Raw genomic sequence first — 24150 nt, 5'->3', positions numbered from 1 at the left:
CCGCCATGTCCCCCGCCCGCCTCGCCCCGCGCCTGGCCGCCCTGACCGTGGCGGCGCTGACCGCGCTGGGCGCGGCCGGCGCCGCGCCCGTGCGGGTGGTCGACGACCAGCGGCGCACCGTCGAGCTGGCCCAGCCGGCGCGCCGCGCCATCGTGCTGGCGCCGCATGCCGCGGAACTGGTCTACGCGGCCGGCGCCGGCGACCGCCTGGTCGGCGCGGTGCGCGGCACCGACTACCCGCCCGCGGCGCGCCAGCTGCCCAGCGTGGGCGACGCCATGCAGCCGGACCCCGAACGCATCGCCGTCCTGCGACCCGACCTGCTGATCGGCTGGCAACCAGCCGCCGGCGCGGCGCTGGCCCCGATCGCGGCCCGCCTGGGCGCGGCGCTGTACTACAGCGATCCGCGCACCCTGGCCGATATCCCGGCCGCCATCGAGCAGCTGGGACGGCTGTTCGGCACCGAAGCGCAGGCCGACGCCGGCGCGGCCGCCCTGCGCGCGCGCCTGGCGGCCCTGGCCGCGCGCTACGCCGGCAAGGCGCCGGTGCGGGTGTTCGTGCAGGCGGGCACCGACCCGCTGTTCACGCTCAACGACCAGAGCATCGTCGGCGACGTGCTGCGCCTGTGCGGCGGCGTGAACGTCTACGGCCAGGCGCCCATCCTGGCGCCCCAGGTCACGCTGGAAGGCGTGCTGGCCGCGCGCCCGGACGCCATCGTGGCCGGCGTGGACGGGAGCGCCGACGCGGCCGCCACCCTGCGGGCCTGGCAGGCCGCCGGCGTGCCGGCCGCCCTGCGCGGCCATCTCTATGGCATCGATGCCGACAGCCTGTATCGCCCCACCGCCCGCCTGATCGACGCCGCCGAGCAGCTGTGCGCGCGCCTGGACGAGGCGCGCGGCTAGCGCCCGCGCCGCCGGCCAGCCCCGGGGTGCTTTATCATTGGCCCTACCGCCGCAAACATTCTTGCGGACGCGCGCCTGCGCGCCCGCCCACCGAAGCATCGCCATGACCACTGAAGACACCCTCACCATCGCCGGCCGCGTCTACCAATCGCGCCTGCTGGTCGGCACCGGCAAATACCAGGATTTCGCGCAGACGCGCGCCGCGCTGGACGCCAGCGGCACCCAGATCGTCACTGTCGCCATCCGCCGCACCAATATCGGCCAGAATCCGGACGAGCCGAGCCTGCTCGACTTCGTGCCGCCGTCGCAGTTCACGCTGCTGCCCAACACCGCCGGCTGCTACAGCGCCGACGACGCGGTGCGCACGCTGCGCCTAGCCCGCGAGCTGCTCGACGGCCACGACCTGGTCAAGCTGGAGGTGCTGGGCGACCCGCAGAACCTGTTTCCCAACATGCCGGAAACCCTGAAAGCCACCAAGACGCTGGTCGACGACGGCTTCAAGGTCATGGTGTATTGCACCGACGACCCCATCCAGTGCCGCATGCTGGAAGACCTGGGCGCGGTCGCGGTGATGCCGCTGGCCTCGCTGATCGGCTCGGGCATGGGCATCCTGAACCCCTGGAACCTGCGCCTGATCATCGACCAGAGCAGCGTGCCGGTGCTGGTCGACGCCGGCGTGGGCACCGCCTCGGACGCCGCCATCGCCATGGAGCTGGGCTGCGACGGCGTGCTCATGAACACCGCCATCGCCGGCGCCCGCGATCCGGTGCTGATGGCCAGCGCCATGCGCAAGGCGGTCGAGGGCGGCCGCGAGGCCTACCTGGCCGGCCGCGTGCCGCGCAAGCTGTACAGCGCGGCCCCCAGCTCGCCCACCGAAGGCCTGATCGCCGCAGTCAAATGAGCCACCCCACCTCTTCGGCGGCGCCGCGCGGCGAGCGCCGGATCCCCCACGCGCTGAGCATCGCCGGCGTCGACCCGTCCGGCGGCGCCGGCGTGCTGGCCGACGTCAAGGCCATGAGCGCCCTGGGCGCCTACGGCTGCGCCGTCATCGCGGCCATGACCGCGCAGAATACCCAGGGCGTGACCGGCATCTCGCCGGTGCCGGCCGAGTTCGTCGGCCTGCAGATCGACACGCTGTTCGCCGACGTGCCCATCGACGCCGTCAAGCTGGGCATGCTGGGCCAGGAGGCCGTCACCCTGGTGGTGGCCGAAAAGCTGGCGCGCTGGAAGCCCGCGCACCTCGTGCTCGACCCGGTCATGGTGGCCAAGAGCGGCGACCTGCTGCTGGAGCGCCGCGCCGTGGGCGCGCTGCGCGAGACGCTGGTGCCGCTGGCCACGCTGCTCACGCCCAACCTGCCCGAGGCCGGCGTGCTGCTGGACGAACGGCCGGTCGAGACACTGAAGGAAATGCGGCGCGTCGCCGAGCGGCTGCGCAACCGCATGACCCACGCGGGCCAGCGCTGGGTCATGGTCAAGGGCGGCCACCTGCCCGGCAGCGAGACCATAGACCTGCTGCACGACGGCGACCGCATGATCGAACTGCCGGGCCACCGCATCGAAACGCCCAATACGCACGGCACGGGCTGCACCCTGTCGGCCGCCCTGGCGGCCCTGCTGCCCCAGTGCCAGGACGTGCCCGAGGCGGCCCGCCGGGCCAAGGCCTACCTGACCGAAGCCATCCGCCAGGCCGACCGCCTGCAGGTCGGCGGCGGCCACGGGCCGGTGCATCATTTCCATGCTTGGTGGTAGTGCCGGCCGAATCGGTACAATGGTCTGTTGACTCCCCTCTATTTGGTTTCCGATTTTCCGTCATGAATGCTTCGACCCTGCCCGACGTAGAACAAGCCCGATTCAACATGGTGGAACAGCAAATCCGCCCCTGGGACGTGCTCGACCCCAAGGTGCTGGACGCCCTGTTCGCCGTGCGCCGGGAGTTGTTCGTTCCGCCGGCGCTACGCGCCCTGGCCTTCTCCGACCTCGAAATCCCGCTTGAAATCAACGCGGCCAACACGCGCCAGAACATGCTGGCCCCCAAGATCGAGGCGCGCCTGGCCCAGGAGCTGCTGCTGCAGCCGACCGACTGTGTGCTGGAGATCGGCACCGGCTCGGGCTACCAGGCCGCCCTGCTGGCGTACCTCGCCCAGCAGGTGACCACGGTCGAAATCGACAGCCGCCTGGCCACCTTCGCCCAGCAGAACCTGCAGGTCAACAATGTGACCGACGTCAAGGTCGAAACGGGCGACGGCCGCAATGGCTGGGGCTCGACCGAATACGACGCGATCCTGGTCACCGGTTCGGTTCCGGTGGTGCCCGACGCCCTGAAATACCAGTTGCGCGTCGGCGGCCGGCTGGTCGTCATCGTCGGCCAGGCGCCCATCATGACCGCCTACCGCATCACGCGCACCACGGCCGCCAGCTTCGAGACCGTCTCGCTGTTCGAGACCGTCATCAAGCCGCTGCGCGGCACCACCGTATCCCAGTTCAAATTCTGAACCATGCGTATCGGGCGGGTTGCGGCGTTGCTTACCTTGGCCTGCGCCGCGAACGCCAGCGCGCAGGACCTGATGCAGGCCTGGCGGGCCGGCCTGTCCAACGATCCGCAATTCGCCGCGGCGCGCGCCGCCTACCGGGCGGGCCAGGAAAAGCTGCCGCAAGCCCGCGCCGGACTGCTGCCTGCCCTCTCGGGCGAAGCCGGCGGCCTGTATAACGAAAGCCGCACCACCCACGGCCTGGGCGTGTCGCACAGCGGCGGGCGCGGCACCTGGGACCTGGTCCTGACCCAGCCGCTGTTCGACTGGTCGCGCTGGCAGCGCTTCGAGCAATCCAAGCTGGTCGTGGCCGACGTCGAAGTGCAGTTGCAGCAGGCCTTCCAGGACCTGATGCTGCGCGTGGCCGATGCCTATTTCGGCATCCTCACCGCCCAGGACGCGCTGGCCGCCACCGAGGCCGAGAAGGCCGCCGTCGCCGAACAGCTGGCCGCCGCCAAGCGCACCTTCGAGCTGGGCAACGCGACCATCACCGACACCTACGAAGCCCAGGCGCGCTACGACCTGGTCGTGGCCGAGGAGCTGCGGCAACAGAACGACCTGCAGACCCAGCGCGACGCGCTGTCGCGCATCATGGGCGAGGCGCCCGGCGCGCTGGCCGAACTGCCGCCAGGCATACCGCTGCCGGCGCCGCAGCCGGCGCGCCTGAACGACTGGTCCACGCAGGCCGAGGCCTCGGGGCTGGACGTGCTGCGCGCGCAGCTGCAGACCCGCATCGCCAGCCACGAAATCCAGATCGCCCGCAGCGGCCACATGCCCACCCTCAATCTGCGCGCCAGCAGCGGCAGCGCGACCGATGGCGTACTGCAGGGCACCGGGCCGGGCCGCCCGATCGAGAACACCGTCGGCGTGACATTGTCGATCCCGCTGTATGCCGGCGGCGGTATCTCCTCTCAGGTAACAGAAAAAGTCCAACTGGAACAAAAGGCCCGCCACGACTTCGAGAACGCGCGGCGCCAGGCCGTGCAATCGGCGCGCCTGTACTACAACGGCGTCTTGACCGGGCTGGCGCGCGTGCGCGCGCTGGAAGCGGGCGAGAAATCCAGCCGGGCCGCCGTCCAGGCCAACCAGACCGGCTACGAGCTGGGGGTGCGCATCAACCTGGACGTGCTCAACGCGCAGCAGCAGCTGTACGCCACCCAGCGCGACCTGGCGCAGGCGCGCTACGGCGCCCTGCTCGACAGCCTGCGCCTGAAAGCGGTAAGCGGCATCCTCTCCGAAACCGACCTGGACGCGGTCAACCGCCTGCTCCGGCTGCCACGCAACTGAACCGGCGCGCCCGCAAGAAGGCGCTCAGCCCTGGCGGATCTTGCCCAGCAGCGCGGTGGTGGAACGCTGGAAATCGAACGGAATCGCCACCGCCCGGCCGCCCCAGCTCTTGACCAGGGCCGTCTCCGGCAGGGTATCCATGTCGTAGTCGCCGCCCTTGACGATCAGGTCGGGACGCAGCTCGCCGATGAGTTCCTGCGGCGTGTCCTCGTGAAAGGAAGTGACCGCATCGACGCAGCCCAATGCCGCCAGCAGCGCGGCGCGGTCTTCCACCTGGTTGAGCGGCCGGTCGCTGCCCTTGCCCAGGCGCCGCACGGACTCGTCCGTATTGACCGCCACCACCAGGGTCGCGCCCAACTGGGCGGCCTGGTCCAGATAGGTGACGTGGCCGCGGTGCAGGATATCGAACACGCCGTTGGTGAACACCAGCGGACGCGGCAGACGGCCGGCGGCCACGGCGGCAACCAGCTCGGCGCGCGACAGGATCTTGGATTCGAAACGGGCGGAAGACATGAAAGGAATTGTACTCGGGAGCCTGTCCCCGCATGGGGACTGGCTCCCGCTGACTTCTCGGGCGCCTGTCCCCGCATGGCAACCGGCTCCCGCTGACTTCTGACGTCTCGCGTGCCTGTCCCCGCTGGGACAGGCACACCGCTCTACGCCATGAGCGGTTGACGACCAAGACGGCATATCCGCGAGACAGGCGCCGCTTACGCCCCGGCCAGCACCAGCCCTTCCTGCGGGGCCAGCACGCGGCCGGTCTGCTCCTTGCGGTATCGGTTCAGGTCCTTGACGCTGTCGAACTGGCGATCGAGCAGCTTGGACAGGATGTGCAGGATGCGGGTGGCGACCTTGCCCTCCCAGATGCCGTCGAAACGGATCTGGGTGTCGAGCCAGTGCTCCAGCCAGCCCGGCTCGGGCAGGCGCGACTGCACCGTGTCGTTGGGGAACAGGGCCTTGTTGACGTGCAGGTTGGTCGGATGCATGGCCTGCGCGGTGCGGCTGGCCGAAGCCATCAGCACGCCGATCTTGGCGAACGACTGGCGGGCCTGCAGGCTGGTCTGGTCGCCACGGTCGTGCAGCGCGCGCCGCATGTACTGCAGGTAGGCGCCCGCATGGCGCGCCTCGTCCTTGGCGACCGTGCGGTAGATCGCCTTGATCACCGGCTCGGTGTGCCAGTCGGCGGCGCAGCGGTACCAGTGGTTCAGCCGGATCTCGCCGCAGAAGTGCAGCATCAGCGTCTCCAGCTCCGGCGCCGGATCGAACTCGAAACGGACCTTGTGCAGTTCCTCTTCGGTCGGCATCAGTTCCGGCCGGAAGCGGCGCAGGTACTCCATCAGGACCAGCGAGTGCTTCTGCTCTTCGAAAAACCAGACCGACATGAACGCGCAGAAATCGCTGTCGCCGCGGTTGTCGCGCAGGAACATCTCGGTGGCCGGCAAGGCCGCCCACTCGGTGATGGCGTTCATCTTGATGGTGTGGGCTTGCTCGTCGGACAGCTTGCTGCCGTCGAAGTCGTCCCATGGGATATCGGACGCCATATTCCAGCGCACCGCTTCCATGGTTTTGAAGAGTTCAGGGTAAAGCATAGTCGGCCCTTGTTCAGAATTCCCGCTTGGGGCTCATAGGATGGTGAAAATCGGTTCGGGTCGGCCACGGACCGGGCGAGTTCTAGTAGTTATCGCCGGTTAGCGCGAAGCTGTAATGACAGTTCGGTGACGAAACCATGACAGGAGGACTCAAATCATGATGCGCTACCGGTTCAAGGCCCACAGGGCCACGGCCACCGCCACGGCCAGCACCGCGGTCAGGGCGGCCGTCAGGCGATTGCCCTGCTCCTGGGCGCGGCGCAGGCGGTTCATCTCGGCCAGCAGGTGCGGCGTCAGGTTGGGGCGGCTGAGATGCTCATGCACCAGGCGCGGCAGCGATGGCAGCATCTGCGACCATTGGCCGGCCTCCTTGGCCAGGCTCTGGCGCAGCCCGGTCAGGCCGATGCGCTGCCGCATCCAGTGCTCGAGATAGGGCTTGGCGGTTTTCCAGAGATCCAGGTTGGGATCGAGCTGGCGCCCCAGGCCTTCGACGTTGAGCAGGGTTTTCTGCAACAGCACCAGCTGCGGCTGGATCTCGACGTTGAAGCGGCGCGAAGTCTGGAACAGCCGCAGCAGCACCTGGCCCAGCGAGATCTCCGCCAGCGGACGGTCGAAATAGGGTTCGCACACCGCGCGCACCGCGCCTTCGAGCTCTTCCTCGCGGGTTTCGGGCGGCACCCAGCCCGACTCGATGTGCAGCTGGGCCACGCGGCGATAGTCGCGGTGGAAAAAGGCCAGGAAATTCTGCGCCAGGTAGTTCTTGTCGAACTCGGACAATGAACCCACGATGCCGAAGTCCAGCGCGATGTAGCTGCCCAGCGTCTGCGGCGCATCGGACACGTAGATATTGCCCGGGTGCATGTCGGCGTGGAAGAACCCGTCGGTGAAGACCTGGGTGAAGAAAATTTCCACCCCGCTGCGCGCCAGTGTGGGGATATCGATGCCGGCGGCGCGCAGTCGGTCGACCTGGCCGACCGGGATGCCGTACATGCGCTGCATGGTGAACACGGTGCTGGCGGTGTACTCCCATACCACCTCGGGAACGATCAGCATCTCGCCGCGGCCCGACTCCGGGCCGAAGTTGCGCCGCAACTGGCTGCAATTGGACGCTTCGCGCACCAGGTCGAGTTCGTCGTGCAGGTATTTGTCGAACTCGGCCACCACCTCGCGCGGCTTCAGCCGCCGGCCGTCGGCGCCCAGGCGCTCGATCACGCCGGCCACCACGCGCAGCAGCGCCAGGTCCTTTTCGATGACGTTGAGCATGCCCGGACGCAGCACCTTGACCGCCACCTCGCGGCCGTCGTGCAGCACGGCGAAGTGCACCTGGGCGATCGAGGCCGAGGCCACCGGGTCGACCTCGAACTGCGCGAACAGCTGCGCCGGCGGCGCGCCCAGCGCCGCCTCGATGCTGGCTGCCGCCTGCGCCGACGGAAACGGCGGCACGCGGTCCTGCAGCAGCGCCAGCTCGTTGGCGATATCGGCCGGAATCAGGTCGCGGCGCGTCGACAGCACCTGCCCGAACTTGACGAAGATGGGCCCGAGCGACTCCAGCGCCATGCGCAGCCGCACGCCGCGCGGCGCGCGCGGCCGGGTACCCAGCCGCATGATCCGCAGCAGGCACGTGGCCAGCGGATGGTTCAGGCTCGACAGCACCAGCTCGTCGAGCCCATACCGCAGGGAAACCAGCATGATGCGCAGCAGGCGCAGGAACGTCAGCATGGCGTTCATGCGCCCCGCCTTGCGTCCAGGCGGGCCAGGCGCGCTTCCAGCGCCGCCGCCGAACGCGCCAGCGCGTCGCTGTCGGCGCCGAACCGAGCCAGGTCCAGGCGCCATTGCTCCCATTGCGGCCGGCCCACCAGCACCGCGCTTTCCTCGGCCAGGTATTCGGACACGTTGCGGGCCAGCCGGCCGCCGGCCTCGCGGGCGCCGCCCGCCAGCGCGCGCACGCCGCCCAGCAGGCGCGCCGCCGGGATGTCGCCGACCACGCGGGCCAGCTCGTCCTCGGCGTCCCAGCGCAGGTCGCGGGCCAGGTCGGCCACCACCTGCGCCAGCGCCGCATCGCCCGAAATATGTGTCAGCTCGGCGAAATCGGCGCGTCCGTCGCCAGGCAGCAGGCGCGCCAGGCTGAAGGACTCGGCCGCCGACAGCGTGACGTTCGGCACCACCGCAGAATCGGCCTCCTGCAGCCGTCCCTCGCTATCGATGGTCAGCGACAGCGCGAACCCGCCCAGCGCGAACCGCACGGTCTTGCCGGCGTGGCGCGCCAGCCGGTCGCGCGCCCAGGATTCGCGTTCGAGCAACGCGTTCAGCGCGCGCGCGGCGATCCTCGGCAAGGTGGGCAGGGCAGCAAAAGGCAGCATGGAATCGACAGGCGCGGACCACCCGCGGGGTGTCCGCAGCAACAAAGACAAAAGCGCAGTGTAACGGGTTCAAAAGCACCGTGTGCCGGCCGGCCATTGATGCCGCGCAAGACCGGTCCATAAGCGAACCGGCCCTGGTGGGCCGGTTCACGGTGCGGCCCGGCCGTCGGGCCAGGGCGCGGGGCCGGTTCGCGCGGGAACCGGCCCTGGCCATCCCGCCGTGGCGGTCAGCTGGCGTGTTCGACCGGAATCTGCTGGATGCCTGCCAGCAGCCAGCCGCCGTCGGCCGGCTTGAACAGGTTCCAGACTTCCTCGAAGCGGAATGCCTCGGTGCCCGGGGCTTCGCGCAGCATGCCGGAGAAGCGCACGCTGGCCAGGTGGCCATCGGAAACCGTCTCGATGCCGAGCAGCTCGGCGTTGAGCAGCACCACTTCGGTCTTGTTGGCGGCGGCGCCGCGCGCTTCCAGTTGCGGCTTGAGCTCGCTGATCAGGTCGTCGGTCAGGAAGTCGCGCAGGCTTTCCACCTCGCCGCTGTCCCAGATGCCCTGGATGCGCACGAACTGGTCCTTGGCTTGCTGCAGGAAGCGCGGCGTGTCGAAATCACCCGGGATGAACCAGTTGCCGTCCTCGCCGGCCTTGGGCAGCGCGGCGGGCGCCGCGGCTGCGACCGGCGCCGCGGCGGGTTGCTGGGCGGGCGCCGGGTTCAGGCTTTCGCGCCACATGGGCTGCTGCGACGGCTGGCCGGGACGGCTGCCGCCGGCCGCGCCGTAGGCGCCCTGCATGGCCTGGCGCGGCGCGCCGCCGCGCAGGCGGCGCACGATGAAGATGACGGCGAACACCACCAGGGCGATCAGCAGCATGCTGGCCATGAACTCGGCAAACGCGCCGGACAGGCCCAGGTGCGACAGCAGCGCGGCCAGGCCCAGGCCGGCGGCGATGCCGGCGATGGGGCCGAGCCAGCGCGACATGCCGCTCTTGGCGGCGGTGCCCGCGGCAGCGGTGCCCGCGGCGGCGGTAGCCGGACGGGCGGCGCTGGTGGCGCCGGCGGTGGTGCCCGTCCCGGCGGCCGGCGGCGTTACCGCCTGGCGTTGCTGGGTGATATTGGTGGATTGGCGGCCAAAGCTGGAGCCGCCGCCCATGCGGCGGGCCTCCGCGTCAAACGACGCGCCCACCATCGCCGTGCCGGCGACGGCGACCAGCGCCATGGCGCAAAATCGGGAAAAACGGGATCGGGACATGCTTTTGTGCTCCTCGCGTACGCGCCGTCGCCCCCCCGCGGGAGCGGCTGGAAAGGCCCCGGTTGGGGCCAGCGCGGCAAACCTTACAGACAACTGAACAATCTAAGCATAACGGACAAGCCGGCACGCCACAAGTTCCCCGTGGCGCCGCATGGGATGTGCGTTTCAGCCCAGCCGCACGCCTTCGTGCAGGGCGGCCACGCCGGCCGTCAGATTGAAGTATTGGACGCGGTCCAGCCCGGCATCGCGCAGCATGCCGGCCAGGGTTTCCTGGTCGGGGTGCATGCGGATCGATTCGGCCAGGTAACGGTAGCTGGCCTCGTCGTTGGCGACTTTCTTGCCCATCCACGGCAGCACATTGAAGGAATACCAGTCGTAGGCCGGCGCCAGGGGCTTGGCCACGCGCGAGAACTCCAGCACCAGCAGCTTGCCGCCCGGCTTGAGCACCCGGGTCATTTCGGCCAGGGCGCGATCCTTGTGGGTCATGTTGCGCAGGCCGAAGGCCACGCTGACCCGGTCGAAATACTGCGACGGGAACGGCAGGCGCTCGGCGTCGCAGACCGCGGCGGGCACCAGCATGCCGCTGTCGGTCAGGCGATCGCGGCCCACGCGCAGCATGGATTCGTTGATATCGGTCAGCCAGACTTCGCCGGTGGGGCCGGCGCGCTTGGCGAAGGCGCGCGCCAGGTCGCCCGTGCCGCCGGCGATGTCCAGCACCTTCATGCCAGGCCGGACCGCGGCGCGACCGATCGTGAAAGCCTTCCAGACGCGATGCAGGCCGGCCGACATGAGGTCGTTCATGACGTCGTAGCGCGAGGCGACCGAATGGAATACTTCGGCGACCTTGCGCGCCTTGTCGGCCTCGGGCACGGACTGGAAGCCGAAATGCGTGGATTGCTCGCCCTGCGGCGCCGATTCGGGCTGGGAATGAGGAGTTTGCATGGTGAAGTCCCGGTATATGGTCCAATGGTAGCCGATCGGAAGCGGCCCGCCGCCGTGGACGGCCCGGCCCGGATATGGCCACGGTCACATACGTGAAATATTGCGGCCATACTATCGCAATGTTCGCGCCGCGCCGGCGCATGCCGCGTATCCACTGCCTACCATGTCCAGCACCATTCTTGTCGTTGAAGACGAACCCGCCATCCAGGAACTGATCGCCGTGAACCTTTCGTTCGCGGGCCACAAGGTCCTGCGCGCGTTCGACGCCGAGCAGGCCCAGACCCTGATCCGCGCCGAGTTGCCCGACCTCATCCTGCTCGACTGGATGCTGCCCGGGGCCTCGGGCCTGTCGCTGGCCCGCAAGCTGCGCGACGAAGAGCGCACCCGCGCCGTCCCGGTCATCATGCTGACGGCCAAGGGCGCCGAACAGGACAAGGTCGACGGCCTGGAAGCGGGCGCCGACGACTACATCACCAAGCCCTTCTCGCCCAAGGAGCTGATGGCGCGCATCAAGGCGGTGCTGCGCCGCCGCGCCCCGCAGCTGACCGACGACATCATCGACGTCGCCGGGCTGAAGCTGGACCCGGTCACCCACCGCCTGTCCGGCCACAGCCAGTCGCTGTCCATCGGACCGACCGAGTTCCGCCTGCTGCACTTCTTCATGACCCACCCGGAGCGGGTGTTTTCCCGCTCGCAGCTGCTCGACCAGGTGTGGGGCGACCACGTGTTCGTGGAAGAGCGCACGGTGGACGTCCATATCCGCCGCCTGCGCAAGGCGCTGGAACCCAGCGGCCATGACGTGCACGTCGAGACGGTGCGCGGCAGCGGCTACCGGTTTACAGCCCAGGTGCCGGCGCGCTAAAAAACCGCACGATGATCTGGCTGCGCACCCTTTTCATGATCGCCTTCTGGGCGGTCACGGCCCTGCTCGCCCAATGGCTGATCGGCGATCCGGCCGGCTGGCTGCTGTTCGGCGCGGCCATGGCGGTCATGCTGCTGTGGCGCAGCTGGCGCCTGCATCTGGTTTCGCGCTGGGCCCATGACCCCGACTCGGCGCCGCCGGCGGCCGTCGGCCCCTGGGACGACATCCTGGCGCCGCTGTATCGCTACACGCGGGCGCGCGCGCGCGAGCTGGCCGAAACGCGCGAAACCATGCAGAGCATGCTGGCCGCCGCCCAGGCGCTGCCCGACGGCGTGGTCACGCTCAACGAAGACTTCCAGATCGACTGGGCCAACCGCATGGCGCGGCGCCACCTGGGCCTGCGCCTGCCGGCCGACCGCGGCCACAACCTGCTGAACCTGCTGCGCGCGCCCGAGTTCGTCGCCTATGCGCATCGCGGACACTGGCCGGAACCCATCCTGGTGCGCCTGAGCCTGAACGGCCAGGAGCGGGTCATGATGATCCAGCTGGCCGGCTACGCCAGCAACCAGCGCCTGCTGATTTCCCGCGATGTGACCCAGATCGAGCGCCTGGAAACCACCCGGCGCGACTTCGTCGCCAACGTCTCGCACGAGCTGCGCACCCCGCTGACGGTGCTGGCCGGCTTCCTGGAGACGCTGCGCGAACTGCCGGCCGAGGCGCTGCCCGCCGAGCAGCGCGACCAGTACATGGCCATGATGCACGAGCAGGCCCGGCGCATGCAGGCCATCGTGGAAGACCTGCTGACCCTGTCCACGCTCGAATCCTCGCCCGAGGCCGACCCGCTGGCGGTCGATGTCGGCGCGCTGCTGCGGACCGCGCGCCAGCAGGTCGAGGCGCTGTCGAACGGCCGGCATGCGTTCGAGTGGGATATCGAGGAAGGGCTGGATGTGCTGGGCAGCGGCACCGAGCTGGCTTCGGCCCTGTCCAACCTGCTGACCAACGCGGTGCGCTACACCCCCGACGGCGGGCGCATCGCCGTGCGCTGGCGACGCGGCGCCGATGGCGAGGCGCTCTACAGCGTGCAGGACACCGGCATCGGCATTCCGGCGCGCCATCTTCCGCGCCTGACCGAACGCTTCTACCGGGTCGACCGGGGCCGCTCGCGCGCGGCCGGCGGCACCGGCCTGGGCCTGGCCATCACCAAGCACATTGCCATGCGCCACGACGCCGACCTGCTGATAGACAGCGAGCCCGGCAAGGGCAGCACCTTCACGCTGCGCTTTCCGGCCGAGCGCGTGACCGGCGACGACCCGGCCCGCTGAGGCGGCGGACGATCCAGCGCATAATGCAGGATCCCGACATCCTGCATCCGCCCCCATGCGCATCCTCGTTATCGAAGACGAGCCCAAGCTGGCCGACTACCTGCACAAGGGCCTGTCCGAGCAAAGCCATATCGTCGACGTCGCGCGCGACGGCATCAACGGCCGCCACCTGGCGCTCGAAGGCGACTACGAACTGGTCATCCTCGACGTGATGCTGCCCGACATCGACGGCTTCGCGGTCCTGGCGGCGCTGCGCGCGGCCGCGCGCAACACGCCGGTGCTGATGCTGACCGCGCGCGACCGGGTCGAGGACCGCGTGCGCGGGCTGGAAGGCGGCGCCGACGACTACCTGGTCAAGCCGTTCGCGTTTTCCGAGCTCCTGGCGCGCGTACACGCGCTGCAGCGGCGCGGGCGCAGCCAGGAGTCCACCCTGCTGCGCCTGGCCGACCTGGAGCTGGACCTGGCCAGCCGCAAGGCGCAGCGCGCCGGACGCCGCCTGGACCTGACCGCCAAGGAATTCTCGCTGCTGGCGCTGCTGCTGCGCCGCCAGGGCCAGGTCCTGTCGCGCACCACGCTGGCCGAGCAGGTCTGGGACATGAACTTCGACAGCGACACCAACGTGATCGACGTCGCCATCCGCCGGCTGCGCGGCAAGCTGGACGACCCCTACGAGGCCAAGCTGCTGCATACCGTGCGCGGCATGGGCTACGTGCTGGAATCGCGTTCGCCATGAGGCTGCGCGCGCCATCGATGCAGCGGCGGCTGACGCTGTGGCTGGGCGTCATCGCCCTGCTGGCCTCCAGCATGGCCGGGGCGCTGCTGTTCTGGACGCTGAAGCAGGAAGTGCAGCGGCAGGAGATCACCGAGGCGCGCGGCAAGGCCGAACTCATCGAGCACCTGGTGGGCATGCAGTCCCATACGCCGCAGGCGCTCAGCGACATGCTCGACGGCATCCAGGCCGGCCATGGCCACCTGGGCATCTGGATCACCAGCCCGGACGGCACGCTGCGCTATGGCAACGCCGCGCCCGAGGTGCTGAGCGCCACGGGCGGCGACGAAGTGCTGCTGCGCAACGCCGACGACACCCGCATGCGCGGCGTGCGATTGACGCTGCCGGGCCCGCCCGAGGCCGGCGCCACGCTGACGGTGGCGGTCAACACCCTGGCCAACGCGCGCTTCCTCTATGCCTATGGCACGGCGTTGCTGCTGATCTGCGCGCTGTGGATCGGCGCCACCGTGGTGCTGGCCGCCTGGGCCGTGCGCCGCACGCTGGCGCCGGTGCGGCGGCTTTCCGGCCAGGCGGCCAGCATCCAGCCCGAGCACCTGGACGTGCGCCTGCCGGTCATGGGCATCGACCGCGAGCTGAGCGACCTGGTGGCCTCGTTCAACCGCACCCTGGACCGCCTGCAGGAGGCGTACCAGCAGATGGAGGGCTTCAACGCCGACGTCGCGCACGAGCTGCGCACGCCCCTGGCCACCCTGATCAACGGCGCCCAGGTCACGCTGTCGTCGCCCCGCTCGGAAGAGGAGCTGCGCGAAGCGCTGACCTCCCATCTCGAAGAGCTCGAAGACCTCAAGACGCTGGTCAACGACATGCTGTTTTTGGCGCGCGCCGACCGCGGCGAGCAGGCCGCCGACCTGGCGCCGGCGCGGCTCGAACAGGAAGCCCTGCGCGTGGCGGAGTATTTCGAAGCCACGCTGGAGGCGCAGGCGCTGCAGGTGGCGGTGCAAGGCAGTGCCACCTGCGCCGCCAACCCCGGGCTGGTGCGCCGCGCCCTGGCCAACCTGCTGGCCAACGCGATACGCGCCACGCCGCGCGGCGCCACCATTACCGTGCGCTGCGCCGCCCTGCCCGACGGCGCGGCGCGCCTGACGGTGCACAACCCGGGTCCGCCCATCCCGGCCGCGGACCTGCCGCGCATCTTCGACCGCTTCTTCCGCAGCGGCGGCGCCCGGCCGCCGCGCGGCGAAGGCCACGGCCTGGGCCTGGCCATCGTGCGCGCCATCGCGCGCATGCACAACGGCGGCGTGACGGCGGCCAGCGGCCCGGCGGGCACCGAGATCGGCTTCTCCCTCGGGGCGCGCTCCGCGCAAGATGACAAACGCGTAATCCGGGCGACAGACTGAGGTCAGCCCCGCCCTGCTATCGTCGGCCCGACTTTCGCGCCCCCGCACGCGTGCTACGCTTGGCCGGCGCGTTCCCGCCCCTTGAACTTCCCGTACACAGGCTTTCATGTCCCACGTATCCACGCTTCGCCGCGCCCTGCTGGGGGCCTTGCTCCTGGCGCCGGCCGCGGCCCTGGCCAACACATCGATCCCCATCGAAGTCTGGCGCACGCCCACCTGCGGCTGCTGTGAAGACTGGCTGCAGCACTTGCGCGACAACGGCTTCGAAGTCCGCGCCCACATGGTCGACGACACCGCGCCGGTACGCAGCCAGGCCGGCATGCCGGCCAGGTATGGCTCGTGCCACACCGCGCGCGTGCAGGGCTATACCGTCGAAGGCCATGTACCGGCGGCCGACATCCGTCGCCTGCTGCGCGACAAGCCGCGCGCCGTGGGACTAACCGCGCCGGGCATGCCGATCGGCTCGCCCGGCATGGACGGCCCGGCCTACGGCGGGCGGCGCGACGCCTACGATGTGCTGCTGGTGCAGCCGGACGGCTCGGCCCGGGTGTTCCAGGCGTACCGCTGACGCGCGTTTCGCCACAACGGCGCAATGGGCACTGCCCGGGCGCCGCCCGATCTGGTCCACAATGAGGGAGTTTCCAACCCTCGTTGTACAGGCACACCAACATGGCCCAGATTGTTCTGTTCGAGAATATCCACCCCAGCGCCCGCGCCGTCTTCAGCGCGGCCGGCTATACCGACATCGCCGCCCACGCGGCGGCGCTGCCGCCGGGTGAGCTGCGCGAGGCCCTGCGCGGCGCCGAGGTGGTGGGTATCCGATCGCGCACGCATCTGGACGCCGACCTGCTGGCTGCCAATCCGGACCTGCGCGTGGTGGGGTGCTTTTGCATCGGCACCAACCAGGTCGACCTGGACGCCGCCATGATGCGCGGGGTGCCCGTCTTCAACGCGCCGTTCTCCAATACCCGCTCGGTAGCCGAGCTGGTGCTGGGCGAAGCCATCCTGCTGCTGCGCCGGATCCCCGAAAAGAACGCCCGCGTCCACCTGGGGCATTGGGACAAGAGCGCCGCCGGCGCCTACGAGGCCCGCGGCAAGACGCTGGGCATCGTCGGCTACGGCAACATCGGCTCGCAGATCAGCACCCTGGCCGAGGCCATCGGCATGCGCGTGGTGTTCTTCGACGTCGAGGCCAAGCTGCCGCTGGGCAACGCGCGCGCCGCCGCCTCGCTGGTCGAGCTGCTGGAGCAGGCCGACGTCGTCACCCTGCACGTGCCCGGCGGCAAGTCCACCCAGAACATCGTCAACGCCGACACCCTGGCGCGCATGAAGCGCGGCGCCATTCTCATCAACGCCTCGCGCGGCACGGTGGTCGACATCCAGGCGCTGCACGGCGCGCTGGCCAGCGGCCACCTGGCCGGCGCGGCCCTGGACGTGTTTCCCACCGAGCCCAAGAGCGCCGACGAGCCCCTGGCCAGCCCGCTGATCGGCATGCCCAACGTCCTGCTCACCCCGCACATCGGCGGCAGCACGCAGGAATCCCAGGAAAACATCGGCCGCGAAGTGGCCGAGAAACTGGTGCGCTTCCTGCAGGCGGGCACCACCAAGAGCGCCGTCAACTTCCCCGAGCTGTCGTACCAGGCGCCCGTGGGCGGCTCGCGCATCATCCACGTGCACCGCAACGCTCCCGGCGCGCTGGGCGCGCTGGACAACCTGATGGCCCAGCACGGCCTGAACATCGTCAGCCAGAGCCTGCAGACCAAGGGCCAGATCGGCTACGCCGTCACCGACGTCGACGGCGACGTCACCGACACCGTCCTCGCCGACCTGCGCAGCCACCCGGTCACCGTGAGGTGCGAAAAGCTGTAACCCCTGGCGCCAGTCCCCGAACGGGGACTGGCACCAGCTGACTTCTCGGTGCCTTGTATCTTTCCTCCGGTGGTGATTAGCTATCACCACCGCGCGCCGATGACCGCGAGTTGGTGCCCAAAGCGAGGACTTTGTGGGACAGATAGCGGCTCGGTTGCGCACTGCTGGGCCGGCGAAACACTGGACGGTATCGTAGGGCGAGGACCCTGTATGTACAAGGCAAGTGGGCGCAGTGGCTGACAGCAGTTTGTTATCTGCAGGAGGCCAAGTCCATGTTTTTTATAGGTATTGATGTATCGAAGGCTAAGCTGGATTGCACGTTGCTGACGGCTCAGTCTGATAAGCGTAAGACCAAGGTGGCGGCCAACAGCGCCGCGGGCGTGAAGGCCCTGCTGGCGTGGTGCGCCAAACACGGCGCACAGCCAGCGCAGTTGCACGCCATCCTGGAGCCCACGGGGCTGTATCACGAGCAAGCGGCCACGGCGCTGCACGATGCCCAGGTCCGGGTCTCTTTGGTCAATCCCGCCCAGGCTCGGGACTTTGCCAAGGCCTTGGCGATGCGCTCCAAAAATGATGCGCTCGACAGCTACGTTCTGGCACGCTATGGACAGACGCTGAGCCCGGCGCTGTGGCACCCGGCGCCCTTGCATGCGCGCCAACTGCGCGCCTTGTTGACGCGACGCGAGGCGCTGGGCAAGGATCTGCTGCGTGAGCTCAATCGCAAGGAGAAGAGCCAGTTCAGCCCTTCGGCGCCCTTGGTCGATGGCTCCATCGACAAGGCCATCGCGTTTCTGCGCGAACAGCTCAAACAGATCGAGCGGGCGATCGAGCAGCACATCGACAACCACCCCGATCTCAAGCAAGACCGCGAGCTGCTGAACTCCATCCCCGCCGTCGGGCCTCAGGCCGGCAACGCCATCCTGGCCGTCATGCACAATCGGCGTATCGACTCCGCCCAGAGCCTGGCCGCCTACCTCGGGATTGTCCCCGTGCAGCGCCAATCCGGCAGCAGCCTGAACGGCCGCGCACGCCTGTCCAAAGCCGGCCCGGCCCAGGTGCGCGCCACGTTGTACATGGCGGCCCTGGTGGGCACCCGCCACAACCCCCACATCCGTGCTCTCTACCAGCGTCTGCTCAAAGCGGGAAAAAGCAAAAAGGCCGCGCTGGGCGCGGCCATGAGAAAACTGGTGCATCTGTGCTTCGGGGTCCTCAAAAACCGCATCCCCTATCAGCCCAATTACGCCATGAACGCTTGACGGCCAAGACGGTATCTGTCCCCGAAGGGGGACTGGCACCGCCGAATCTACGCCTCCCCGAAACTCACCGCCGCCCGCAGGCATTGCGCCAACCGTTGCGCCAGCGGCGACTGCCCCAGCGGCTGGCGCACGATGATGCCGATTTCGCGGGCAAAGCGGACCTGGTCGTCCAGTTCGAGCAGGCGCAGCCCGCGCGCATCCAGGTGCCGCGTATGCGGCAGCAGGGCCACGCCCAGTCCGTGGCGCACCAGGTTGGCGATGGCGTCGATTTCGTCGAGTTCGATGGCTTCGCGCACATCCAGCCGGTGCCGCTTCAGGAACATGTCCACCAGCCGGCCGCCGAACGAGGCGCGGTCATAGCGGATGAAGGGCTGGCCGGCCAACAGGTCGCGCCAGGGCGCGTCCGGCGCCGCCTCGGGCACGGCCAGCACCATGGGCTCGCGCAGCAGGGGCTGCCATTCCAGCTCCGGCGGCAGCGCGAAGGGCGGCCGGATCAGTACCGCCAGGTCGACTTCGCCGGCGTCGACGTGGCCCAGCAGCGTAAGCGACACACCCGGCACGATGCGCACGCGCACATCCGGGTGTTCGGCGCGCAGGGCCGCCAGGGCCCGCACCAGCAGATCCTGCTGCACCGACGCAATCGCGCCCACGCGCAACAGGCCGCTGACCCGGCCGGCGCCGGCCATCCCCACCACGCGGTCGGCCATGGCGACCAGCGCCTCGGCCTGCGGCAGCAGGCTGCGGCCATGATGGTTCAAGGTGGCCGACTTGCCGGTCCGTTCGAACAGCGCCACGCCCAGGTGTTCTTCCAGGCGCTTGATCTGCGCGCTGACGGCCGACTGGGTCAGGCCGAGCTGGCGCCCGGCCCCCGTGAAGGTGCCGCCGCGCGCCACGGCGATGAAGGTTTTGAATTCGCGGATCACGATCGATTTTATTGATGCTCAGCCCGAATATTTATCGTTTTTCTATCACAAAAACAACTAATACACTATGCCCTGAATCTTCAATGCCATCAGGAGCCCTGCATGTCCGCCCCGTCCCCCATTCCTCCGTTCCACCTCGCCTTCCCGGTTCGCGACCTGGCCGAGGCCCGTGATTTCTATGGCGCCTTGCTGGGCTGTCCGGAAGGGCGCAGCTCGCCCGAGTGGATCGACTTCGATTTCTACGGCCACCAGATCGTGGCCCACCTGGCGCCCCAGGAATGCGGCTCGGCCGCCACCAACGCGGTGGACGCGCACAACGTGCCGGTGCGCCATTTCGGCGCGGTGCTGTCCATGGGCCAGTGGGAAGCCCTGGCCGGCAAGCTGACCGATGCCGGCACCGAATTCGTGATCGAACCCTATATCCGCTTCAAGGGCGAGGTGGGCGAGCAGGCCACCATGTTCTTCCTCGATCCGTCGGGCAATGCACTGGAATTCAAGGCCTTCAAGAACATAGAATCCCTGTTTGCCAAGTAACTTCCTTCGCAGCAGGTATTGCCGTTGACCGAATCGCCCCCGCCTCCTTCATCGGCGCCCGCCGGCTGGCGCATCCTGCCGCAGGGCGACCGGTGCCTGATCGTGTGGTTCGGCGACCGGATCGACGCCGGCATCGGCCGCGCCTGCCTGGCGGCGGCCGGCCTGCTGCGCGCCGCCGGCCTGGCGGGCGTGACCGACGTGGTGCCCTCGTTCGCGGCGGTGGCGGTGCACTATCGCCCCGGCCCGGACGGCGCGCCCGACCATGCCACGCTGGCGGCGCGGGTTGAAAGCCTGCTGGCCGGCGGCATCCCGGTCGACGACAGCGCCGGCCGGGAAATGGAAATCCCCGTGTGCTACGGCGGCGAGCATGGCCCCGATCTCGAAGAGGCCGCGCGCGCCGCGGGCCTGACGCCCGAAGCGCTGGTCGCGCTGCATGGCGCGCCCGGCAGCATGGTCTACATGCTGGGCTTCGCGCCCGGCCATTCCTATATCGGCGTGCACGACGCGCGCCTGGACCTGCCGCGCCGCGCCACGCCGCGCACGGCGGTGCCGGCCGGCTCGGTCGCCATCGCCAACCGGCAGACCGTCATCTATCCCGCGCGCCTGCCCGGCGGCTGGAACATCATCGGCGCCACGCCGCTGAACCTGTTCGACCCGGCCCGCGAACCCGCCGCGCTGCTGCAACCCGGCGACCGCATCCGCTTCGTGCCGGTCGACGCCGCCGAGTTCGATCGCCTGCGGGAGGCGCAATGAGCCTGGCCGTCATCAAGCCCGGCATGCTGTCGACCTTCCAGGACGGCGGCCGCCACGGCTACCAGCACCAGGGCATTCCGGTGGCCGGCGCCATGGACGCCCGCGCGCACCGGCTGGCCAACCTGCTGGCCGGCAACGCCGCCGACACCGCCACGCTGGAGATCACCGTGGCCGGCCCCACGCTGCGCTTCGAGGCGCCGGCCTGCGTGGCGCTGGGCGGCGCCGACCTCGGCGCCACGCTCGGCGGCCTGCCCGCGCCCGTGCTGCGCCCGCTGGTGGCGCGCGCCGGCGACGAGCTGTCCTTCGCCCGGCCCGGCCAGGGCGCGCGCGCCTACCTGGCGGTGCACGGCGGCTACGACCTGCCCATGGTCATGGGCAGCCAGAGCACCTACCTGCGCAGCGCCTTCGGCGGCCACCACGGACGCGCCCTGGCCAGGGGCGACCAGGTAAGCCTGCGCCGGCCCCTGGCCAACGACGCGGCGCGCCTGGACGAGCTGGCGCAGCAGCTGTGGCAACTGCGCTTCTATCTTCCCGCCACCCTGAGCAGCCCGCCGCGCGACGTGCTGCGCATATTGCCCGGCCCCCACTGGGAGGCCTTCGACGCCGCCTCGCGCCAGGCCTTGCTGGACCAGCCTTTTCGCATCGGTGCGCAATCCGACCGCATGGGCTATCGTCTGGAAGGGCCGCGGCTGCGGCTGTCCGAGCCGCGCGAGATGCTGTCGGAGGCCACCTGCTTCGGCACCGTGCAGGTGCCGGCCGACGGCGCGCCCATCGTGCTGATGGCCGACCGCCAGACCACCGGCGGCTATCCCAAGCTGGCGCAGGTCGCCACGGTGGACCTGCCGTCGCTGGCGCAGGCCATGCCGGGGCAGGCGCTGCGCTTTGCACTCATGGAGCTTGAGCAGGCGCAACGGCTGGACGCGGCCCGCGAAGCCGCCTTCGCCCAATTGACCGATCAACTCGACGCCTTGCGCGGCCTGCTGCGCGACTTCCAGGAGCCCACGCCATGAATCCCGCCATCGACCTGAACTGCGACATGGGCGAAAGCTACGGCGCCTGGCGCATGGGCAACGACGAAGCCGTGCTGCGGTTCGTCACCTCGGCCAATATTGCCTGTGGCTTTCATGGCGGCGACCCCTCCACCATGCGCCAGACCGTCGCCGCGGCGCTGGCCCATGGGGTGGCGCTGGGCGCCCACCCCAGCCTGCCGGACCTGGCCGGCTTCGGGCGCCGCGCCATGCAGATCACCCCGCAGGAAGCCTACGACCTGGTGGTGTACCAGGTCGGCGCGCTGGCCGGCGTGGCCGCTTCGCAAGGCGCGCGCCTGCACCACGTCAAGGCGCACGGCGCGCTCTACAACATGGCGGCCAGGGATGCGGCGCTGGCGCGCGCGATCTGCCAGGCGGTGCGCGATGTCGACAGCGACCTGGTGCTGTACGGACTGGCCGGCAGCGCCTTGATCGACGCCGCCCGCGCCAGCGGCCTGCGCGCGGCGCAGGAAGTGTTCGCCGACCGGACCTACCAGGCCGACGGCCAGTTGACGCCGCGCAGCCAGCCCGACGCCATGATCACCGACCTCGACCAGGCCGTCGCCCAGGTGCTGGGGATGGTGCGCGACGGCAGCGTGCGCACCCCGGGCGGGCAGACCGTGGCGCTGCAGGCCGACACGCTGTGCATCCACGGCGACCAGCCCGATGCGCCGGCTTTCGCCCGCGGCATCCGCCAGGCGCTCGAGCGCAACGGCATCGCCATCCAGGCGGCGTAAGGCCGCCGCGCGCAGCGCCGTCATGCGTACGGCAGGACCGAGGTCATCTCCAGCAGGGCGGGGCCGACCTCGTTTTCCAGCTGGCCGGGCTTGACGAACTGCGCGCCGAGCACGCAGTTGAATACATAAAGCTCGCCGCCGGACGACGGCCGGTAAGGCACGCCGACCGTCGCGACGTCCGGCCGGTATTCGCCATGCGAATAACAGAACCCGTGCCGGCCCCAGAACTGGATCATCTCCAGCGCCGATTCGCCCCAGCGCTCCCAGTGCTCGGGGGTCTTCACGCGGATCTGGTTGAACAGCGTATTGCGCTCGTCCGCGCTGCACGCGGCGAGATAGGCGCGGCCGTTGGACGTGGCGATGATGGGATGCGACATGCCGATGTCGGAGTAGCGCTGCGCGCGCAGTGAGCGCGACCGGCTGGTCTCCACATAGACCATGCTCAGGCGCTCCCGCATGCACAGCGACACCGAGCAGCCCAATCGTTCCGCCAGTTCGCGCATCGGCGAGCGCACGACCTGCCGCAGCGCGATATTGGCCAGCAGCGGATAGGACAGCGTGAGAACGGCGTTGCCCAGCTGGAACTTGCCGGACACAGGATCGACCTTGAGATAGCCCAGTTCGATCAGCGTGTAGGTATAGCGCGACACCGTCGGCTTGGACAGCCCCGACAGCTCGGACAACTGGCGGTTGCTCAGGATCGCCGCCTCCGGCGTGAAGCACCTGAGCAGTTGCAGGCCATGGGCCAGCGTGCTGGCGAATTGCCGGTCCCGCGCGGGGCGGCTTGCTTTCGGCGCGCTCATTTTCGTCTCCTGTGCCGCCCCGGATGTTCCGCATGTCAAAACAGTGTGCAGCATAGCAAGGTTTGTCGCCCATTCTAAACAGGCCGGATTAGCATTCGGGCCTTCGAGGAGACAAACCATGAAAACATTCAGCTTGCTGCGCCGTATCGCCACGATTGCACTGCTCATGGCGGCCTCGTCGGCGCAGGCCGATACCTTCCCCAGCCGGCCGATCCGGCTGATCGTACCCTTCGGCCCCGGAGGCATCACGGACCTCATCGCACGCCAGGCCGCGCTGGGCATGGCGGAGAAACTGGGGCAGCCGGTCATCATCGAGAACAAGCCCAGCGCCGGCCACATCGTGGCCATGCAGACGGTGGCCCAGGCCGCGCCCGACGGCTACACGATACTGCTGGGCTCGAACACCGGCTTTACGGTCGCCCCGCACATGTACAAGAACCTGCCCTTCCGGATCGACACGCTGCAGCCGATCGCGCCAATCAACACGGCGCCCACCGTGCTGCTGGCCAGGCCGGACTTCCCCGCCAACAACCTGACCGAGCTGATCAAGTACATCAAGGACAACCCCGGCAAGCTGAACTATGGCTCGTTCGGCATCGGCACCAGCGCGCATCTGGGCATGGAGATCATGAAAAGCGACCTGGGCCTGAACATCATGCACATTCCCTACCGCGGCGATGCGCAAGGCCTGCTGGCGCTGAAGGCCAAGGAAGTGGACATCGCCTATATCACGCTGTTCTCGGCCCAGGCGCGCATCCGGGCCGGCGAATTCAAGGCGCTGGGCGTGCTGCAGAACGACCGCCTCTCGGCCTTTCCCGACATCCAGACCACCGTCGAGGTCGGCTCGAAGAACTCGGGCATGCCGGTCTGGATCGCCTTCTTCGCCCCGCCCGGCACGCCCGACGCGGTCATGCGCAAACTGGAAAGCGCCACGCGCTCGGCCAGCACCGCGCCCGCGTTCGTGGAATTCCTGCACAACAACGGCGTGGAGCCCTGGAATCCATCGAACCAGGAGCTGATGCGCTTCATCCAGGACCAGCTGACCCGGTCCGGGCCCATCATCCAGGAAATCGGCCTGCAGCCCCAATAGGGC

The 24150-nt window shown here is 69.3% G+C and carries 25 protein-coding genes; 17 read left to right on the top strand and 8 right to left on the bottom strand.

What is annotated here, in order from left to right:
• Nucleotides 1–5 precede the first annotated feature (5 nt).
• From CAL11_RS02680 to CAL11_RS02660, 5 genes are all read left to right on the top strand, one after another.
• Nucleotides 6–899, top strand: coding sequence for a cobalamin-binding protein (locus CAL11_RS02680; RefSeq protein ID WP_086092077.1), 894 nt, complete (start codon nt 6–8; stop codon nt 897–899).
• A gap of 103 nt (nt 900–1002) precedes the next feature.
• Nucleotides 1003–1800, top strand: a complete 798-nt coding sequence (locus CAL11_RS02675) for a thiazole synthase (RefSeq protein ID WP_033455019.1) — start codon at nt 1003–1005, stop codon at nt 1798–1800.
• Complete coding sequence (gene thiD / locus CAL11_RS02670; RefSeq protein ID WP_033461634.1) at nt 1797–2648, top strand: bifunctional hydroxymethylpyrimidine kinase/phosphomethylpyrimidine kinase; 852 nt, start codon at nt 1797–1799, stop codon at nt 2646–2648. The genes CAL11_RS02675 and thiD overlap by 4 nt, the downstream gene beginning before the upstream one ends.
• A 62-nt stretch (nt 2649–2710) precedes the next feature.
• Entirely contained in the window at nt 2711–3391 is a 681-nt protein-coding gene (locus CAL11_RS02665) for a protein-L-isoaspartate O-methyltransferase family protein (protein WP_033454966.1), read from the top strand.
• Nucleotides 3392–3394: 3 nt separating this feature from the next.
• A complete protein-coding gene (locus CAL11_RS02660) occupies nt 3395–4714 on the top strand; it encodes a TolC family outer membrane protein (protein WP_033454968.1) in 1320 nt (439 codons plus the stop codon).
• Between the two features lie 24 nt (nt 4715–4738).
• Here CAL11_RS02660 and rfaE2 read toward each other — a convergent pair whose 3' ends face one another.
• From rfaE2 to ubiE, 6 genes are all read right to left on the bottom strand, one after another.
• Nucleotides 4739–5227 (bottom strand): D-glycero-beta-D-manno-heptose 1-phosphate adenylyltransferase, encoded by a 489-nt coding sequence (rfaE2, locus tag CAL11_RS02655; protein ID WP_086092076.1) that lies wholly within the window; start codon nt 5225–5227, stop codon nt 4739–4741.
• Between the two features lie 197 nt (nt 5228–5424).
• Nucleotides 5425–6303 carry a ferritin gene (locus tag CAL11_RS02650; RefSeq protein WP_033454972.1) on the bottom strand — a complete coding sequence of 293 codons (879 nt, stop codon included), beginning with the start codon at nt 6301–6303 and terminating at the stop codon, nt 5425–5427.
• A gap of 165 nt (nt 6304–6468) precedes the next feature.
• A complete protein-coding gene (gene ubiB / locus CAL11_RS02645; RefSeq protein WP_080699678.1) occupies nt 6469–8031 on the bottom strand; it encodes a ubiquinone biosynthesis regulatory protein kinase UbiB in 1563 nt (520 codons plus the stop codon).
• Nucleotides 8028–8663 carry a ubiquinone biosynthesis accessory factor UbiJ gene (locus CAL11_RS02640; protein WP_033454973.1) on the bottom strand — a complete coding sequence of 212 codons (636 nt, stop codon included), beginning with the start codon at nt 8661–8663 and terminating at the stop codon, nt 8028–8030. Before CAL11_RS02640 ends, ubiB begins: the two co-directional genes overlap by 4 nt.
• A gap of 227 nt (nt 8664–8890) precedes the next feature.
• Nucleotides 8891–9901 (bottom strand): Tim44 domain-containing protein, encoded by a 1011-nt coding sequence (locus tag CAL11_RS02635; RefSeq protein ID WP_086092075.1) that lies wholly within the window; start codon nt 9899–9901, stop codon nt 8891–8893.
• A gap of 165 nt (nt 9902–10066) precedes the next feature.
• Nucleotides 10067–10843, bottom strand: coding sequence for a bifunctional demethylmenaquinone methyltransferase/2-methoxy-6-polyprenyl-1,4-benzoquinol methylase UbiE (ubiE, locus tag CAL11_RS02630; protein WP_033461641.1), 777 nt, complete (start codon nt 10841–10843; stop codon nt 10067–10069).
• Between the two features lie 163 nt (nt 10844–11006).
• On the opposite strand from ubiE, the gene phoB reads away from it, so the two are divergent.
• The 7 genes from phoB to CAL11_RS02595 all read left to right on the top strand — a co-directional run bounded on the left by phoB (nt 11007) and on the right by CAL11_RS02595 (nt 18279).
• Nucleotides 11007–11705: a phosphate regulon transcriptional regulator PhoB gene (gene phoB, locus CAL11_RS02625; protein ID WP_033454980.1), complete on the top strand. Its 699-nt coding sequence runs from the start codon at nt 11007–11009 to the stop codon at nt 11703–11705.
• 11 nt (nt 11706–11716) lie between these two features.
• Entirely contained in the window at nt 11717–13027 is a 1311-nt protein-coding gene (phoR, locus tag CAL11_RS02620; RefSeq protein WP_033454982.1) for a phosphate regulon sensor histidine kinase PhoR, read from the top strand.
• Between the two features lie 55 nt (nt 13028–13082).
• The gene (locus CAL11_RS02615; protein ID WP_033461646.1) at nt 13083–13760 is read left to right on the top strand and encodes a heavy metal response regulator transcription factor; all 678 of its coding nucleotides are present in this window, start codon (nt 13083–13085) and stop codon (nt 13758–13760) included.
• Nucleotides 13757–15154, top strand: coding sequence for a heavy metal sensor histidine kinase (locus CAL11_RS02610; RefSeq protein ID WP_086092074.1), 1398 nt, complete (start codon nt 13757–13759; stop codon nt 15152–15154). Before CAL11_RS02615 ends, CAL11_RS02610 begins: the two co-directional genes overlap by 4 nt.
• A gap of 106 nt (nt 15155–15260) precedes the next feature.
• The gene (locus tag CAL11_RS02605) at nt 15261–15722 is read left to right on the top strand and encodes a DUF411 domain-containing protein (protein WP_086092073.1); all 462 of its coding nucleotides are present in this window, start codon (nt 15261–15263) and stop codon (nt 15720–15722) included.
• Between the two features lie 101 nt (nt 15723–15823).
• Complete coding sequence (gene serA / locus CAL11_RS02600; RefSeq protein WP_086092072.1) at nt 15824–17023, top strand: phosphoglycerate dehydrogenase; 1200 nt, start codon at nt 15824–15826, stop codon at nt 17021–17023.
• A 272-nt stretch (nt 17024–17295) separates the two neighbouring features.
• Complete coding sequence (locus CAL11_RS02595) at nt 17296–18279, top strand: IS110 family transposase (protein ID WP_157668840.1); 984 nt, start codon at nt 17296–17298, stop codon at nt 18277–18279.
• Between the two features lie 47 nt (nt 18280–18326).
• Here CAL11_RS02595 and CAL11_RS02590 read toward each other — a convergent pair whose 3' ends face one another.
• A complete protein-coding gene (locus CAL11_RS02590) occupies nt 18327–19202 on the bottom strand; it encodes a LysR family transcriptional regulator (RefSeq protein ID WP_086092071.1) in 876 nt (291 codons plus the stop codon).
• Between the two features lie 102 nt (nt 19203–19304).
• On the opposite strand from CAL11_RS02590, the gene CAL11_RS02585 reads away from it, so the two are divergent.
• From CAL11_RS02585 to CAL11_RS02570, 4 genes are read left to right on the top strand one after another with little or no spacing between them, the layout of a single operon-like run.
• A complete protein-coding gene (locus CAL11_RS02585) occupies nt 19305–19736 on the top strand; it encodes a VOC family protein (protein WP_086092070.1) in 432 nt (143 codons plus the stop codon).
• 24 nt (nt 19737–19760) lie between these two features.
• Complete coding sequence (pxpB, locus tag CAL11_RS02580; protein ID WP_167382439.1) at nt 19761–20489, top strand: 5-oxoprolinase subunit PxpB; 729 nt, start codon at nt 19761–19763, stop codon at nt 20487–20489.
• On the top strand, nt 20486–21499 hold the full coding sequence (locus CAL11_RS02575) for a biotin-dependent carboxyltransferase family protein (protein WP_086092068.1): 1014 nt from the start codon (nt 20486–20488) through the stop codon (nt 21497–21499). Before pxpB ends, CAL11_RS02575 begins: the two co-directional genes overlap by 4 nt.
• Nucleotides 21496–22254, top strand: coding sequence for a LamB/YcsF family protein (locus CAL11_RS02570; protein ID WP_086092067.1), 759 nt, complete (start codon nt 21496–21498; stop codon nt 22252–22254). Before CAL11_RS02575 ends, CAL11_RS02570 begins: the two co-directional genes overlap by 4 nt.
• 20 nt (nt 22255–22274) lie before the next feature.
• Here CAL11_RS02570 and CAL11_RS02565 read toward each other — a convergent pair whose 3' ends face one another.
• The gene (locus CAL11_RS02565) at nt 22275–23057 is read right to left on the bottom strand and encodes an IclR family transcriptional regulator (RefSeq protein ID WP_086092066.1); all 783 of its coding nucleotides are present in this window, start codon (nt 23055–23057) and stop codon (nt 22275–22277) included.
• A gap of 118 nt (nt 23058–23175) precedes the next feature.
• Between CAL11_RS02565 and CAL11_RS02560 the strand changes: the two genes are divergently transcribed.
• Nucleotides 23176–24147: a tripartite tricarboxylate transporter substrate binding protein gene (locus CAL11_RS02560; protein ID WP_167382438.1), complete on the top strand. Its 972-nt coding sequence runs from the start codon at nt 23176–23178 to the stop codon at nt 24145–24147.
• The last annotated feature ends 3 nt before the right edge of the window (nt 24148–24150 follow it).

The organism is Bordetella genomosp. 6, assembly GCF_002119705.1.
GTDB lineage: Bacteria > Pseudomonadota > Gammaproteobacteria > Burkholderiales > Burkholderiaceae_B > Bordetella > Bordetella bronchiseptica_F.
Note: the sequence above shows the minus strand (reverse complement) of the source record. Positions and strands in the feature narration are given on the sequence as shown.